The organism is Corynebacterium epidermidicanis (genome assembly GCF_001021025.1).
GTDB classification, from domain to species: domain Bacteria; phylum Actinomycetota; class Actinomycetes; order Mycobacteriales; family Mycobacteriaceae; genus Corynebacterium; species Corynebacterium epidermidicanis.
On sequence record NZ_CP011541.1, the window covers coordinates 1,034,725 to 1,049,705 of the forward strand.

Below are 14,981 nucleotides of genomic sequence, written 5' to 3' on the forward strand. Positions count from 1 at the left end.
CTTTTTGAGCACCACCAACGGATACCCGCCCTCCATTGGGATTGTGCAGGTGTGGGCTTTTAACGTTGAAGCGTTGATAGTCTTCGGCTTTATCGGCGGTTTCATCACGATTACCAGGGCGAACGTTCACGATGAATGGTGGAGTTGGGGTGCTCCCATTGCCAACTCGCTTGGATCAATAACACTCTTGGTTGGTTTGCCTCGTGCGGTGCCGGCGGTCTTTTATCTGCTGGGCTTTGCAATTTTGAGTGCTATTTACATTTCGATTTACCTGCGAAAATTCGGTGTCGGTCAGGTTGTTCAAGCCTCCGGCTCTGCCGCTGGTTTCTGCGCAGTGGCGCTATGGTCTCTGCGGATTCCTTTTGCGGAAATCCTGCCCCTAGCGATCGCACTATTTTTCTGCACCATCACGGGGGAGCGGATTTCCACCGACCGGATCAGATTTCCGAATGCCAAGGCGTCAAACCAGGTGGTGGCTATGATGCTCATCTTGTTCGGTGGCGCGCTCATAGCAGCTATCCACCCAGACATAGGCGTGCCCCTATTCGGTATTTACCTCATTGTGTGCGCTATCGCCTGCGCAATTTTTGACACCTACCGTAGGGGACTCAGCGCTTCAAAGATGGTGCATTTTCGTTCGATTATGCTGCTCTGCGTCTACTTATGGACAGTAACAGTTGGACTCATCCAACTCGCCTACGGCTATTACCCAACAGGTTATGGCTTGGACGCCTCTTGGGCAGCATTCTTTTTCGGTGCAGTGATGTCGTTTACCATCGGATCCTCAGCTGAGTTCCTAGCGATGGTCTACTGGCGCTATCTGAGCTATCGCAAAGAGATGTGGGTCTTTCCGGTGGCCATCCAGGGGTCTTTGGTGCTCCGGGTAATCGGAGGCGATGCTCGGGAGGTTTTCCAATTGTGGCAGGCCGGATTGATCGCTACGGCGATCTACACATTAGGCTGGTTGTGTTTTGGGCTGTATTGGTCTACACAGTCAGTTTCCAAAGGGTTCCGGAAGGACACCAAGCCGGTGAGTGCTCAAGAATATGCGGCTTCGGAGGGCAGCAATGGCTGATGTCGATGGCCTAATATTCGGTGGCCTCATCAAGAACGAGGACCGATTCTGGAATTCGATCTTCGCTTCTCTGGTGGGGATGTGGCTGATCGTGGCTCTGGTCGCAGGCACCCGCCACACTCTTCGCATTGGCGTGTCTTATTGGGAGTTAACCCACATCGTTTTGGCCGGCGCGGTGGGAACAGCGGTATTGGCTTATTCCACCTACTTTGTACGGGTCATTACTGATGGCAGACTACTGAGCATCCGTATGGTGGCGTGGCGGGTATTTTGCTATCAGTTATCGCTCATCGGCTTTTACTTGGGCCGGGCGGATCGTGCTTGGGGAGTGCTCGCTGATTGCTGCGCCATCTTGACCTGTGGTGTGTTGATGTGGCAGGCGGTGGCGATGACCCGCGCGATTAACGTGAAGATGGCCCCGCTGTTGAAGGCCTCAGTGCCATACTTCGTGTTGGCGTTGTTGTTCTTGTTCTATTCCATGATCTTCCTTTTGATGATGGGACATGGTTTGGGGCGTCGTTCGTTCTTGGTTCAGGCCCATGCTCAAGCAGCTGTGTGGGGCTTTGGATGGTTTGCGGTGATCGGCGCGGCCTTGCCGCTGGTTCCTCGTCTTACTGGCATCGCCGTCAAGGAACGTGTGATCCGGCGCGCGGAAAGAGCGTTGGGAATCCTGGTTTTCTTGCTCCTGATCATGACGACGCTACAAGCGCTGAATCAGACCATCTTGGTTGGTGCGGTCATGGTCGCCTTCGTCGGTGTCTCAATCATTGTTCTTCATCCGCTGTTGTCTGACATGTTAGGTTCGGCGGAGCATTGGCATGGCTCTGCTCTTGGGTTGACTGCGTCGTTGGTCTGGCTAATCGCGCTGCAAGCGACACAATGCGTCATCCTGCTGCTAGGTTTTGATAGTGAATTGTTCTTCTACCTGGTAATTCCGGCGCTTGCCGGGGCCGGTTACTTGCAGTTTGTATTGTCTGCGCTGCACCATTTGCTGCCGTTTTCTTGGGGACAATCGGCTACTGCCGATCCGAGTGCCTTCACCGAGTTAGTTCTGATTAACTTGGGGGCGGTGCTCACCCTATTCGGCTTCAGTGGAAATGCGATGATGATCGGCCTGGTGCTGATTGCGATTGGCGTGGCATCAAAGTTTTCCATCCTCATTCGTTACGGAATTAGTGTCTTAGTATCGGAGAAATCGTGACTGATTCACCCAAAAACACTCCTTCATGGTTTGATCCGGTTTCGAACAAGAACGACGCCGGTTTGTGGGCAGCCTGGGTGCTGCTGGGCCTAGCGATCACGGCCGTTATCACATTGGTTGTCATCGCGCTGACCCCGATTCAAGATTCTGGCGAACGTAAAAGTCTTGCCTCGGAAGCATCGCAAGGCAGCCGCGTGGTGCGCCAAGAAATCGTCGTGAAAAGCTCTGCAATTCAGCCGAGGATCATTACGGTTTCCGCAGGGAGCAGACTGCTTCTTTCGGTGAAGAATGACACTTCCGAAACCATTGAGCTGCAACTTGCAAAGAAGACCAGCGACCCTATCGAGCCCGCCGGCACCGCGCTTTTCGACGCCGGGGTGATCAACACCAATCAGTCTGGGTGGCTAAATGTTGACGGTGCCTCGGATCAAATGCGGTCGTTTAGCGTGCGGGTAGAAGGTAGCTCCACCGAAAGCAGTAGTGAAAAAGATGATTTGCCTCTTGATCGCTCAGATCGACTTCGTGATCCGGGACCGGGTTTTCAAGCGAAAAGCGCCACTTTTGAGGGGGCGGGAGCGGAGAACACTCATCGCGAGCGTTTGGTAATCAGTAAGGAAGCTGCGGAGGTCTTCCCCGGGCTGAAGCAACAGCGAATTCTGGTTAATGGCAAGGTTTCGCCTGATCCAGTCCGAGGCAAACCGGGGGACAAGTTCGAAACTACGGTGGTGAACAAGACTGGTGCTGAGTATCGCCTCGACGTGCAGGGAGTGGACTCGGGCGCGATTGTCACTGTTCCGGCTGGAGAAGAAAAGACCTACACTTTCAGCTTCAATAAACCAGGTACCTGGATGTACCGAGGTGTCCCGGCCAGCGGGGACGCCAGCATCGTCGAATCCTTTAGCGGTGCGGTGATTATTGAGGTACCAGGGGCGCCAGCGGTGGATTCAGACCTAGTGCTCGTCGCATCTGATATTTTTATTGGCCCGGAGATCGTCTCTCCCTTGCAAAACGATATCCGCCTCGGCCAAGCTGACCTCGCAGCGTTTAACGGAATTCCAAACCAATACGACCATCGGCCCATCCAGGTCGAGCGTGGGAAGCAGATCCGAGTCTGGTTGGTCAACATCGGCCCCGTCGGTGACTTGAGTTTCGTGATCCATGGCACCACCTTTGAAGATGTCTACCAAGATGGGCGAATTTCCAATGGCGACGGCAGATCCGCAGTGTCGCTGCAGCCCGGACAAGGCGGATTCGTCGATGTCGTCTTTGAGGACCAAGGAAAATATGTCTTTGAAAACCACCGCTTGGTGAGCTCATATCGCGGGCAGCATGGAGTTTTTGAAGTCACATAGCGCTCAGTGGCGACGGGCGTCGATAGCCATAGTGCCGATTGACCAGCGAGAAGAATAAAAGCTATTTATACTACTGAGCGTGAGTGAAAATAAGACCACTAGGGGCTTTGTGGCCTTTTTGGCCTCTGGACTATTCACACGCACCAATGTTTTGGTGATGCTGGCCGCTGCTTTAGTAGGAATCTTGGGGTTGCAGCACGGTTTCGACGATGCCGAACCGTATCAATTGCAAAAGTTGCAGTTGCTAGGCGGTAGTCAACAGATTGAGGCGAAGCCGTTCTTGATCGAAATGGGTCCAGCTCGAGAAGCCGATGGCAAGCTCGAGGTGCCGATGACAATCACGATGACGGCTCCGCGTGCCCTGGTCTACGCCACTGATCTCAACCAGGTTTTCAAACTGGAGGGAAGCGATGCCTTTCCGCAGGTGGATAGGCCAGCAGGCGATTTTCCTCGCAGAATTACTACCTTGTCGCCTGGGGTAGCAACCGAAGTGGTGGTGTCCTGGCCAAGTACTCCGGGGCCTAAGACTCTAGTGATCAATTCGCTCTCCTGGCGGAAGTCGTCGCTCGATGGATCGATGATTTGGGCAGACCCGGAGCCCGTTGCTGAGGTGGTGCTGCGATGAAGCAAAAGATCGCAGTGTCGGCGTTGGTGCTGCTAGCCGTGATCATCGGCACCACAATTCGGGAGAAGATGCCTACACCGATGAGTGTGTACGAGCAGCCCTATGAGTTTAGTAAGCAAGCCCCGCGGTTCGGGACCGTGGACAATGTTGTAGCTACCACCGCCCCCACCTACGAGGGCATGACTACCCGAGAAACCTTCCTCGTGGTGAATTTTGACATCACCACCAATGCCGCCCGGAAGAATCCCGTTGCCACGCTCATGGATGGCAAGGATCGAAGTGTTCGTAGCGTCACACTGACCCGGTGCGGTCCGGTGCAGGTAGGCATCACTGCCCACTGCGAAGTGGGGTTCGAAGTGCAGCGCGAGGCCGTTGCTGGTTCCGTGTTGCGGTTAAGCCCTGGCTTCAGCGAGGCCGGCAACGCGGTGTTAGTTCACCCCTTGGATGTCAAAGGATAGAACATGACTCACGACGAAAACTCCATTGCTGATTCGCCGGAATCCTCGGGAGAGCTCACAGACGCACAGAAATGGGAAGTTGACGCCGCTGTCGAACAGGAACTCCAGCGGATCGAAAAGGCCAATACCGGCGAAGATCGCGGTTGGCTGCAACGCAATAAGTTCTGGTGTTTGGCAGCCGTACCTGCGGCTGCCTTCCTCATCGCGGCGGCGTCGTTTCGTTACGTCAATGTCTATTTGCCGAATGAATTCTCGGACGGGCAGAAAGTGGCGGCTGGGGAGACCGTCAATTTCTCGCGGCAGTTTGAGCTGGAGGATGCGACCTTTCAGCGTGCTGCCGCAGTGAAGGTCTTGGGAATTCAGAAAGTGGATCCGAAAATCACCCCGGAGTTCACCCTCCCGCCGAAGTCAGAACTGTGGGTAGTGGCAACTGAATGGAAGGCTGATCCGCAGGTTACTCTTTCGGGCTGCGAAATGTGGATCAGCGACGCTAACGGCGAAGAGTATATTTTCAATTCGCTGTTGCTTAGTGACAAAACCAGGACCGCAGACTTTGAATCCAGGTATGCGTGCGTCCCGCCGAAGACCCCGGGTCCACTACCTCCGTCCATCTTTGATTCAGGTCCACTTGCAGATCTGAACGACGAACCGCCCCGGCCAGAATCCTGGAAGAAGGTGGCACTGTTCGTCGTACCAGAAGGGACCACACCACAGACGCTACACCTCGGCTGGGAAGCACCATTCCGGCTTGACTTCACCCTGCCAGAACCGACGAACGACCTCATCAAACCAAAAACTGGTCGCTAGCCCGAGGAAGCCTTAGGCGTTGACCAGCTTGTCCTCTGCGGTTTGGGCAGCGTCATCAGCATAAGAGTGGCGCAAGTAGCGGTCGACTGCGGCTGCCAACAGTGGCAGGGCAACGAAGAAGTATGCCAGCCGTGCTACGTTGCTGACGTACGGCCATAAAGCAGCAGATTTGAGCAGCGGTTGGGGGCCGATAATGGCGCGCGCTGCATAAACTGTTCCCAATTCTGCCAGGGAACACAAGATGAAGATGAGACAGAACACGATCATCGGCACGATTCCTGCTACCGCAAGCTTCTGCACGCCCTGCCACGCCAACTTAATCGGGCCTGCGATTGGCTGTGCTGCCGTATCAAGCAGCTCGCGGGCCTGAGCGGTGGTCACGCGCATAGCTCGTCGAGAGCGCTTGGCATGTCGCGGAGAACCCTTGGTCGGTGAATCAGATGCACTACTAGTAGCCTTCGGCGCCAAGGTCGTGCCAAAGAGCACCGCACCCAGCGTTAACCAAGCGAGTGGGACCACGATGACGTCGTCAAGCTTGCCAGCAATCGTCCCGGCGGCCACATATGCCTTTCCCAGCAACCCAGCATTCTCGATCACGATGGCTTTCGCTTCGAGGAAATTGTGATAGGCAGGAGCGACTACGGCGCGGGTCATCAGCCATTCTTGGAACTTGTCGACGTTGGTGGTGAGCATTGCCGAGAGCGTGACCATCCAGAGGGTTTCGAGGTAGGCCGACAGGGACGCGAATCCGAAACCGCGCTCACCTAAGCCGAAATAGCCGATGGCTTTGCGGATCAGCAGCACCGTGATGATGAGGATGAGGGTGAGCCTGGTGTCGTCGATAATCACTCGGGAAAAGTCGGTGAAGAGAAAATTGTTGACTGATTCATCGAGGGTGGCGTCGTAGATGAAACTGCGCACATCCTCCTTGAGCAAACCGTTCGATGAGTACACAGTGAGGAACGGGATCAGTAAGCCACCGATGGTGAGCAAACGCGTCGTATTCAAGTAGCTGCCCGGCGTTTTGATGGCATTGGAAAGAAAAGGCAGGCTGGGCTGCATAATCCACAAGGCAATGATCAATCCGCACATCACGGCCAACGGAGCAAACGGTACGAGGAGCGTGGCTGCGAACGGGGAGTGGTCGGAGACGACGACGGCGAGCCACAACACAGCGCTTCTTAGGCCTAACGCCACGCACAGAACTGAAATGAGGGCGGGAGCGTGGCGGAGGGCCAATCGAAGCGCGTCCCGGGGAATGGACAAACTCTCCATTCCTGCTTTCAGGAGGTTGTTCACCGCCACAGTATAGGCATAAGTTAGCCATCGTCGCAGCGTATCACTGGGATTGGCAGGGAATACCTTATGTCGGAGCCGGCGTGCTATGAGTTAGCCACCGGTTTCGCTTCTCCCGGACCACGCAGCTTGATCACTTGGTATTCGCCATCCGCCAAGTGCATGCGAAGGTCTTTCTTATCGAACTTGCCGACGGACGTCTTATCAATAAAGGACACAAAAGCCCAGTATTCCGGCAACATCCACCGAGGTAGGCGTTCCCGGAGACTATCGCGTAAGGCTTCAGCCGTCTCACGATTGGCCGGGACATCCTTGTGCAGCACGGTCACCGCAAGCGGGCGCTCACCCCACTTCTCGTCGGGGTAGCCAATGACGGCAGCTTCCACGACGTCCTTATGCTCCATGACCATGTTTTCCAGCTGTACCGAGTAGATCCATTCGCCACCCGAGCGGATAACGTCCCGCGCCCGGTCCTCGACCGTGAGAAAGCCATCGTTGGTGACAGAACCGACGTCGCCAGTGCGGAGCCAGCCATCGGAGGTGAACTGCTCCGGCGCATCTTCGACGGCAGCATCGCGGAACACCGCTGCTGGTCCGTCGCCGTCTTCGGCCGGGGAATGCAGGTAGCTGGCGGTCACCCACGGCCCGCGCACCTGGATTTCACCCTGATTGCGATCCGAGGAGGACATGACTTTGCCGTCGTTGACCACCCGGTATTCCACCGAGGCAGGGAAGCGCCCCTGGGAAACCCGATACCGCCAACGCTGCTCACCGGAGACCCCTTTCGGCGGGCGAGCGACGGTGGCAACCGTGGAGGTTTCGGTCATGCCCCAGACGTGAACGATGTCGACACCGTAGCGCTCCTCCCACAGCTTGATCAGCACCGGCGGCACCGGCGAACCGCCTACGAAAATCTCGGTCAGCGACATCCGCGCCGGGGGATTATGCAGGTAGTGGACCATGAGTGAGATCCAGATGGTAGGCACCCCATGGGCGACGCGCGGGTGCGTCTCGGCAATGATTTCCGCCAGCTCCGAGGAAGCATTGTGGGACCCCGGGAAAATCAACGGTGCACCCGACATGAACGCCGCGATCGGTACACCCCAACTCAGCACGTGATAGATCGGGACACAGCAGAGGAAAGGGTCACCGTGATGCACACCCATCGAGTCGCTGGTGCGCAGGCTCATCGAGTGAAGATAAATCGAGCGGTGCGAATAGGCCACCCCTTTGGGTGCTCCAGTGGTGCCGGTGGAATAACAAATGGCGGCCGCGGTGTGCTCGTCCAGTTCGGGCCAGTCGTAGCGGGAGGGACGGGCGTCGAGAAGCGCCTCGAAAGAGTGGAGCGAAATGTGTGGAGGTAGCTGCGTAGCGACGTCTGGAAGCGAGCCAGTACCGATGAAGACCAGGGCCCGCACACTGGGACAATTGGGCAGGATAGGCCACAGCTTGTCGGCAATTTTGGGATCCACCACGATCACTTCGATCTGGGCATGGTTGATAATGTGCTGGATTTGGTCGCCCATCAGCTGCTTATTGAGAGGCGTGAACACCGCGCCCTTGCACATCGTGGCGAACATCGTCTCGACATGTTCCGCGCAGTTGTTCATGAGCGTTCCGACCCGCTGGTCGTCGTCAATTCCCAGTGTGTCATGCAGCGCGTGCGCGAACGCGGCCGCCCGATGGCCGATGGCGCTAAACGAGGTTTCTTCTGGACCCGATGACGTCCACGTAGTGATCTTTGTTGCGGCGTGAACAGTGGAAGCGTATTCGAGAATGCGCTTTACCAGCAGCGGATGGTCGCTCATCGTGGTCAACATGAGTTCTACTTTAGCCAGGACTCCACCCTAATTGGCACCTACCCGGGCAGCAACGAGACCACGCTTAGCGACGGCGCCTGTGCTCGATCAAGCGCCACGCTCATGACGCGACAACGGCAGCGAGTAACCAAAAGTGGATAGCATGCGTTAAACTAAGAACGAACCGATTGCACCAGCGAAGTTGTGCCGCGCGTTTCGATGCTCAATTCTCATTTCGCAGACCACGCCATTGAACCCGCTAACCTGGTTCACAGCATCCACTTTCGCGCCATCGGACGACTACTTTGAAATTTTGGCTCAATAACGCAGTCAATCTTCAAAAAACCGGTGTTTCTTGCACCACATTCCCGGAGAGTTTCGCTACAGGATTTTCGCCACCCGGCTCGTGACCTGTCGCGACTTTTCACACATATGAATTCCACAGCAGCTGCCAGCACACATATCCAATCCTTGCGACGCGCAGGACAACGGCTGGTTAAGCAACGAAAGGATCTTTCGTGACCGAACAGGACAACGCCACTCAATCGGGCGCTGGAACCGTCAACCTTCAAGCTCTCCGGATGCCGGAGCTGCGCAAGATGGCCGAAGAACGCGGAATCCGTGGCATCTCGGCCCTGCGCAAGTCCGAACTCATCGCCGCCATCCAGGGAAAAACTGGTGGACAGGCAAGCTCGGAAGGCGCCACCAAGCCACGTCGGGTTACTCGACGTACAGCAGCTTCCGAACCTGCAGCTGCTGGGGGAGCAGCTCAAACCGAGGCACCACAGACTTCTAAGCCAGCTGTCGCCGAAGCGGAACATGAGGTGACCGTGGCGGAGACCGCCGCACCACGCCGACGTCGGGCCGTCGTCAAGCGCGATGAGATCAATGCTGCCAGCGAGAGCGCGGCAGCCGAAAAACCAGCTGCAGCAGAACAGAAGGAAGAAGCTAGCACCTCCCGCGCGGAGCAGCGTGACGGCCAGGAGGGTGGCGAATCGCGTCGCGAAGAAGGCGAACAGCGCTACGAATCCCGTTCGGCTGCGCGCCGGGCGCGTCGCAACCGGGCACGCAACATGCATCGGGACCAGTCGTCTGGCGACAATGCCGGTGAACAGGATCGTAACCAGGATCGGGCAGAGGGCTCGGAGTCGGATGCCCACGAGGATTCACGGGATGATCGTCAGCACAATGGCCGTGGTGATCGCGAAGAGCGTCGGGGACGTCGCAACCGCCGAGAGCGAGTTGGCCGCAACCGTCGCGACCGGGACGGACGTGACAACCGCGACAACGGCGAGGAAGTCCACGAAGATGACGTTTTGCAGCCAGTCGGCGGTATTCTCGACATCGTCGATAGCAACGCCGCCTTCGTGCGCACCACGGGCTACCAGGCAGGCAGCGCGGACGTGTTCGTGCCACAGCAGATGATCCGTAAGTTCGGCCTGCGCCGAGGCGACGCGGTTACTGGCCAGGTCAAGATGCCACGCGAAGGGCAGAACAACCACGGTGGCGGCCGTAATCGCCACAAGTTTAACCCGCTGGTGCGCGTGGACTCTGTCAACGGCAAGCCTGTCGAGGAAGCCAAGAACCGTCCAGAGTTCGGCAAGCTCACCCCACTGTACCCCAACCAGCGCCTGCGTTTGGAAACCGATCCAAAGATCCTGACCACCCGCGTGATCGACCTCATCATGCCGATCGGTAAGGGCCAACGAGCCTTGATCGTGTCCCCACCAAAGGCTGGTAAGACCACGATTCTGCAGAACATCGCCAACGCGATCACCACCAACAACCCTGAGTGCTACCTCATGGTCGTGCTTGTCGACGAGCGCCCGGAAGAAGTCACGGACATGCAGCGCAGCGTCAAGGGCGAAGTCATTGCCTCGACATTCGACCGCCCGCCAAGCGAACACACCGCGGTGGCGGAGCTCGCTATCGAGCGCGCCAAGCGCCTGGTGGAGCAGGGCCAGGACGTGGTTGTTTTGCTCGACTCGATCACCCGTTTGGGCCGTGCATACAACAACTCTTCGCCTGCCTCCGGCCGCATCCTCTCCGGTGGTGTGGACTCCAACGCTCTCTACCCGCCGAAGCGCTTCCTTGGTGCTGCCCGCAACATCGAAAACGGCGGTTCGCTCACGATCATCGCTACCGCCATGGTAGAGACCGGCTCGGCCGGCGACACCGTGATCTTCGAAGAGTTCAAGGGCACCGGCAACGCCGAGCTCAAGCTCGACCGCAAGATCTCTGAGCGTCGCGTGTTCCCAGCTGTGGATGTTAATCCTTCCGGCACCCGCAAAGACGAACTCTTGCTTGTTCCGGAGGAAGCACGCATCATGCACAAGCTGCGTCGTATTCTCTCAGCGCTGGACAATCAGCAAGCCATCGATCTGCTGATCAAGCAGCTGAAGAAGACCAAGTCCAACGGTGAATTCCTCATGCAGGTCGCGTCGTCCGCGCCGATGGCTGCAGACACCGAGAACGAAGGTGACTACTCCTAATGGCAGCTGAAGTATCAGTCGTTGACGATATCCTTTCGGAATATCAAGGGCTCGAAGCCCAAATGCAGGACCCGGAATTTGCTAACGATGCAGCTCGCGTGCGCAAAGTTGGCAAGCGTTATTCCGAGCTCCAGCCGATCATCAACGTGCACCGGGAGCTTTCCCAGGCGCGTGAAGATCTGGCCGAGGCCAAAGAGCTGGCTTATGAAGACCACGACTTCCAAGCAGAAGTTGATCGACTCGAGCCTCGCGTACTCGAGCTGGAGGAACAACTCACGGACCTGCTGGCTCCGCGCGACCCACATGATTCCGAAGATGTGGTGATGGAGATCAAGGCCGGTGCCGGTGGCGAAGAAGCCGCTCTGTTCGCCGGGGACCTGCTGAAGATGTACCAGAAGTACGCCGAAAAGCATGGCTTCTCGACGGAGATCCTGGGCCTCAACGAGTCGGATCTCGGTGGCGTCAAGGACATCACCCTAACGATCCGTTCCAAGGTGCCATCTCGCGACGGTGCCTGGTCTGTGTTCAAGTTCGAGGGTGGGGTGCACCGCGTGCAGCGCGTGCCGGTGACTGAGTCCCAGGGACGCATCCAGACTTCCGCTGCTGGCGTACTGGTGTATCCAGAACCAGACGAACTCGAAGACGTGGAGATCGACGAAAAGGACATCCGCGTCGATGTCTACCGTTCCTCCGGCAAGGGTGGCCAGGGCGTGAACACCACCGACTCGGCCGTGCGTATCACCCACCTGCCCACGGGCCTCGTGGTGACCTGTCAAAAGGAGCGTTCCCAGATCCAAAACAAGGCGCGCGCCATGCAGGTTCTCGCAGCTCGCTTGCAGCAGATGCAAGAAGAAGCAGCAGAAGCTGAAGCAGCAGAAGGTCGCGCAGCTCAGGTGCGTACCATGGACCGCTCCGAGCGCATCCGCACCTACAACTGGCCGGAAAACCGCATCAGCGACCACCGCATCAATTACAAGGCCAATAACCTGGATGCGGTGCTGGGCGGCGACATGGACGACCTGTTCAGCGCCCTCCAGGCCGCAGACCGCGCCGCGCGACTCGAGGCGGAGTAACCTCCATGAGTTCCGTGGCCGCCGCGGTGGCCGAAGCAACTGCCACCCTGACTGATGCCGGGGTGGCATCTCCGCTTTTCGACGCCCAGACGCTTGCCGCATCAGTGCTCGGGATTGACCGGATGCAATTGATCTTTTCCCGTGACGCAGAAATGCCCGAGGCGTTTTTTGACCTGGTCGCGCAACGTGCTGCGCGTGTCCCTCTGCAACACATCGTGGGATCGGCGAGTTTTGGCCCCCTGGAATTGGCGGTGGGCCCAGGGGTGTTCATCCCACGGCCGGAAACGGAGCTGTTGGCCCTGTGGGCATTGGAGCAGGTAGAGGAGTTGCAGCGGCAGGGCGTTGAAAAGCCCCGCGTGTTGGATCTGTGCACTGGTTCGGGCGCGTTGGCGCTCTACGTTGCCAGCCGGGCACGCGGTGCTGAAGTTCATGCGGTGGAGTTGGATCCTCAGGCAGCGGCATGGACGCGAAGAAACATCGCAGCTCATGCGCCTTGGGTGGAGTTGACGATGGCTGATGTGACGGCCCCGGGCTTGTTGGCGGGGGAGGCTGCTTTTGATGTGATCGTCAGTAATCCGCCCTATGTGCCCGCCTCGACGCCGGTTTCCCCAGAAGTCCAGGCTGATCCCCAGCATGCGGTCTTCAGCGGAGAGTCTGGCATGGACTGCATTGTGGCGATGATGCCGAATGTGGTTGCGCTGTCTCGTCCTGGAACGGTTGTCGGCATTGAGCACGATGATGCTACCTCGGCGCAGGTGGTAGACGTCTTTGGCGCCAGCGGGCAGTTTGAACAGGTGCAGCCACGCCAGGATTTGGCGGGTCGCCTCAGGTTCGTCACGGCGCGACGCAGGGGCGAGTAAAGTGTTCGTTTGGTTGTTAAGTTAATTTCTTTCAAGGAGTGTGGAACGTGAGCCGGATTTACGATTGCCAAGACCCAGAGACTCGCAAGCTGGGGCTGCGAGCTGCGGTAGACGCGGTCAAGGCTGGTCGGCTCGTCGTTTTGCCCACCGACACCCTCTATGGCCTGGGGTGCGATGCTTTCGATAACCAAGCGGTAGCAAGCTTGCTGCAAACCAAGCATCGAGGCCCGGATATGCCCGTGCCAGTTTTGGTGGGCAGCTGGGACACCATCCAAGGGCTCGTACATTCCTACTCCGAACAAGCCCGCACCCTGGTGGAAGCTTTCTGGCCGGGCGGGCTCTCGATCGTCGTGCCACAAGCCCCTTCGCTGACATGGAACCTGGGTGATACCCGCGGAACCGTCATGCTGCGGATGCCACTGCATCCAGTAGCAATCGAATTGCTGCGGGAGACTGGCCCGATGGCCGTGTCTAGTGCGAACATTTCCGGTCATGCTCCAGCGACGACTGCTATCGACGCGAAGCAGCAACTGGGGAACGCGGTGAATGTCTACCTTGACGGCGGGGAATGTGCTGTGGGGGAGCCATCGTCCATCGTTGATCTGTCTGGTCCAGCTCCTAAGCTGCTGCGCGAAGGCGCGATCAGTGCGGAGCGAATCGCCGAAGTGTTGAAGGTTACGGCAGAAAGCCTGCGCTGAGATGGAAACGGGAGCGGTCGGCGTCCCGCTGCGCGAAATTGGTTTGGTGCTTGTGGTAGCGGCTGCTGTTGCTTTCTTGAGCACTGGGGTAGTGCGCCACGTGATGGTTCGCTATGGCAAGCTGGCTGAGATTCGCGACCGCGATGTGCACACCATCCCGAAGCCACGGCTCGGCGGGCTAGCGATGTTTTCTGCCTTTCTTGTCGCCGTAACCTTGGCAGACAAGCTGCCGGCCTTGACTAGGGGGTTCAAGCCCGTCACGCCGGAAATGGATGCGGTAGTGTGGGCTGGCTTTGCGATTGTCGTGGTGGGCATCCTCGACGACCTCTATGAGCTCGATGCGCTCACAAAACTCATCGGGCAAATCGCGGGTGCTATCCTGATGAGCTTGTTGGGCCTTTCCTGGACTTTGCTTTATGTCCCTTTTGGTGGTGGCACCACCGTATTGCTCGATCAGGTCCAGTCTACGGTCTTGACAACCGTATTTACGGTCACCTTGATGAACGCCATGAACTTTGTCGACGGCTTGGATGGCCTGGCTGCCGGGCTGGGCATGATTGCCGGCCTTGCGATCCTGGCTTTCTCCCTTACGGTGCTACATGACCAGGGCGGCACGGTGTCCGCCTACCCGCCGGCAATCATCTCGGCGGCGCTGGTCGGGATGTGTCTGGGATTCCTCCCGCACAACTTTGAACCCTCCCGGATATTCATGGGGGATTCTGGCTCCATGCTGATCGGGTTGTTGCTGGCAGCCGCTGCGACGTCGGCCTCCGGCAAGATCAACATGAGTCTGTATGGTGCCGCCGATATCGTTGCCGTCATTTCGCCTATCATCGTGGTTTTCGCGGCCGTTTTCGTACCACTACTCGATCTCGTGTTGGCCGTCATTCGTCGCGTTTCCAAGGGGCGCTCGCCGTTTTCGGCAGACAAGATGCATTTGCATCACCGCCTGTTGGGCATGGGGCATACCCATCGCAAAGTTGTCCTTGTGCTCTACATGTGGGTGTGTGTGGTGGCGTTTGGTGCCGTGGGGTTTACCGTATTTCCTCCGGTCTTCGCCATGGTTTTGCTTGTGTTGGGTTTATGTATCGCCGCGGTGCTCACCGCTGCGCCTCAGATCGCTCGGCTTAGGCGGGCACAGAGCTTGTCGACGCCCCGTTGATTCCCGACCGCTTAGGTTCTGGCAATCGACCTCGGTAGGATAACCAAACGTGACTATTACTAACTCAGAAGTGGACTTCGACG

13 protein-coding genes are annotated in these 14,981 nt (G+C 57.6%); 11 read left to right on the forward strand and 2 right to left on the reverse strand.

Features of this window, described 5'->3' with window-relative positions:
- The first annotated feature begins 4 nt into the window (after positions 1-4).
- The 6 genes from CEPID_RS04820 to CEPID_RS04845 all read left to right on the forward strand — a co-directional run bounded on the left by CEPID_RS04820 (position 5) and on the right by CEPID_RS04845 (position 5,518).
- On the forward strand, positions 5-1,075 hold the full coding sequence (locus CEPID_RS04820) for a hypothetical protein (RefSeq protein ID WP_144413452.1): 1,071 nt from the start codon (positions 5-7) through the stop codon (positions 1,073-1,075).
- The gene (locus CEPID_RS04825) at positions 1,068-2,276 is read left to right on the forward strand and encodes a hypothetical protein (RefSeq protein ID WP_047239990.1); all 1,209 of its coding nucleotides are present in this window, start codon (positions 1,068-1,070) and stop codon (positions 2,274-2,276) included. The genes CEPID_RS04820 and CEPID_RS04825 overlap by 8 nt, the downstream gene beginning before the upstream one ends.
- Positions 2,273-3,628, forward strand: coding sequence for a cupredoxin domain-containing protein (locus CEPID_RS04830; RefSeq protein WP_047239991.1), 1,356 nt, complete (start codon positions 2,273-2,275; stop codon positions 3,626-3,628). Before CEPID_RS04825 ends, CEPID_RS04830 begins: the two co-directional genes overlap by 4 nt.
- A 79-nt stretch (positions 3,629-3,707) precedes the next feature.
- The gene (locus CEPID_RS04835; protein ID WP_144413453.1) at positions 3,708-4,253 is read left to right on the forward strand and encodes a hypothetical protein; all 546 of its coding nucleotides are present in this window, start codon (positions 3,708-3,710) and stop codon (positions 4,251-4,253) included.
- A complete protein-coding gene (locus tag CEPID_RS04840) occupies positions 4,250-4,711 on the forward strand; it encodes a hypothetical protein (protein WP_047239993.1) in 462 nt (153 codons plus the stop codon). Before CEPID_RS04835 ends, CEPID_RS04840 begins: the two co-directional genes overlap by 4 nt.
- 3 nt (positions 4,712-4,714) lie before the next feature.
- Positions 4,715-5,518 (forward strand): hypothetical protein, encoded by an 804-nt coding sequence (locus tag CEPID_RS04845; RefSeq protein ID WP_047239994.1) that lies wholly within the window; start codon positions 4,715-4,717, stop codon positions 5,516-5,518.
- 12 nt (positions 5,519-5,530) lie between these two features.
- On the opposite strand, the gene CEPID_RS04850 is transcribed toward CEPID_RS04845, so the two are convergent.
- Together CEPID_RS04850 and CEPID_RS04855 are read right to left on the reverse strand one after the other, a co-directional pair.
- Positions 5,531-6,817: a hypothetical protein gene (locus CEPID_RS04850; RefSeq protein WP_144413454.1), complete on the reverse strand. Its 1,287-nt coding sequence runs from the start codon at positions 6,815-6,817 to the stop codon at positions 5,531-5,533.
- An 83-nt stretch (positions 6,818-6,900) separates the two neighbouring features.
- Positions 6,901-8,634, reverse strand: a complete 1,734-nt coding sequence (locus tag CEPID_RS04855) for a long-chain fatty-acid--CoA ligase (protein WP_047239996.1) — start codon at positions 8,632-8,634, stop codon at positions 6,901-6,903.
- 578 nt (positions 8,635-9,212) lie between these two features.
- On the opposite strand from CEPID_RS04855, the gene rho reads away from it, so the two are divergent.
- Genes rho through CEPID_RS04880 form a run of 5 tightly spaced genes read left to right on the forward strand, consistent with a single transcriptional unit; the run spans position 9,213 to position 14,898 of the window.
- Positions 9,213-11,105, forward strand: a complete 1,893-nt coding sequence (gene rho / locus CEPID_RS04860; RefSeq protein ID WP_407921616.1) for a transcription termination factor Rho — start codon at positions 9,213-9,215, stop codon at positions 11,103-11,105.
- Positions 11,105-12,178, forward strand: coding sequence for a peptide chain release factor 1 (gene prfA / locus CEPID_RS04865; RefSeq protein WP_047239998.1), 1,074 nt, complete (start codon positions 11,105-11,107; stop codon positions 12,176-12,178). Before rho ends, prfA begins: the two co-directional genes overlap by 1 nt.
- 5 nt (positions 12,179-12,183) lie before the next feature.
- Positions 12,184-13,038: a peptide chain release factor N(5)-glutamine methyltransferase gene (prmC, locus tag CEPID_RS04870; RefSeq protein ID WP_047239999.1), complete on the forward strand. Its 855-nt coding sequence runs from the start codon at positions 12,184-12,186 to the stop codon at positions 13,036-13,038.
- 47 nt (positions 13,039-13,085) lie between these two features.
- Positions 13,086-13,736, forward strand: coding sequence for an L-threonylcarbamoyladenylate synthase (locus tag CEPID_RS04875; RefSeq protein WP_047240000.1), 651 nt, complete (start codon positions 13,086-13,088; stop codon positions 13,734-13,736).
- Between the two features lies 1 nt (position 13,737).
- On the forward strand, positions 13,738-14,898 hold the full coding sequence (locus CEPID_RS04880) for an MraY family glycosyltransferase (protein WP_047240001.1): 1,161 nt from the start codon (positions 13,738-13,740) through the stop codon (positions 14,896-14,898).
- Positions 14,899-14,981 lie beyond the last annotated feature (83 nt).

What these genes read in the sequence shown, in the direction of transcription:
- CEPID_RS04825 (WP_047239990.1), top strand. Translation starts at nt 1,068, where the DNA reads ATGGCTGATGTCGATGGCCTAATATTCGGTGGCCTCATCAAGAACGAG.
- CEPID_RS04840 (WP_047239993.1), top strand. Translation starts at nt 4,250, where the DNA reads ATGAAGCAAAAGATCGCAGTGTCGGCGTTGGTGCTGCTAGCCGTGATC.
- CEPID_RS04845 (WP_047239994.1), top strand. Translation starts at nt 4,715, where the DNA reads ATGACTCACGACGAAAACTCCATTGCTGATTCGCCGGAATCCTCGGGA.
- CEPID_RS04855 (WP_047239996.1), bottom strand. Translation starts at nt 8,634, where the DNA reads ATGTTGACCACGATGAGCGACCATCCGCTGCTGGTAAAGCGCATTCTC.
- rho (WP_407921616.1), top strand. Translation starts at nt 9,213, where the DNA reads ATGGCCGAAGAACGCGGAATCCGTGGCATCTCGGCCCTGCGCAAGTCC.
- prfA (WP_047239998.1), top strand. Translation starts at nt 11,105, where the DNA reads ATGGCAGCTGAAGTATCAGTCGTTGACGATATCCTTTCGGAATATCAA.
- prmC (WP_047239999.1), top strand. Translation starts at nt 12,184, where the DNA reads ATGAGTTCCGTGGCCGCCGCGGTGGCCGAAGCAACTGCCACCCTGACT.
- CEPID_RS04880 (WP_047240001.1), top strand. Translation starts at nt 13,738, where the DNA reads ATGGAAACGGGAGCGGTCGGCGTCCCGCTGCGCGAAATTGGTTTGGTG.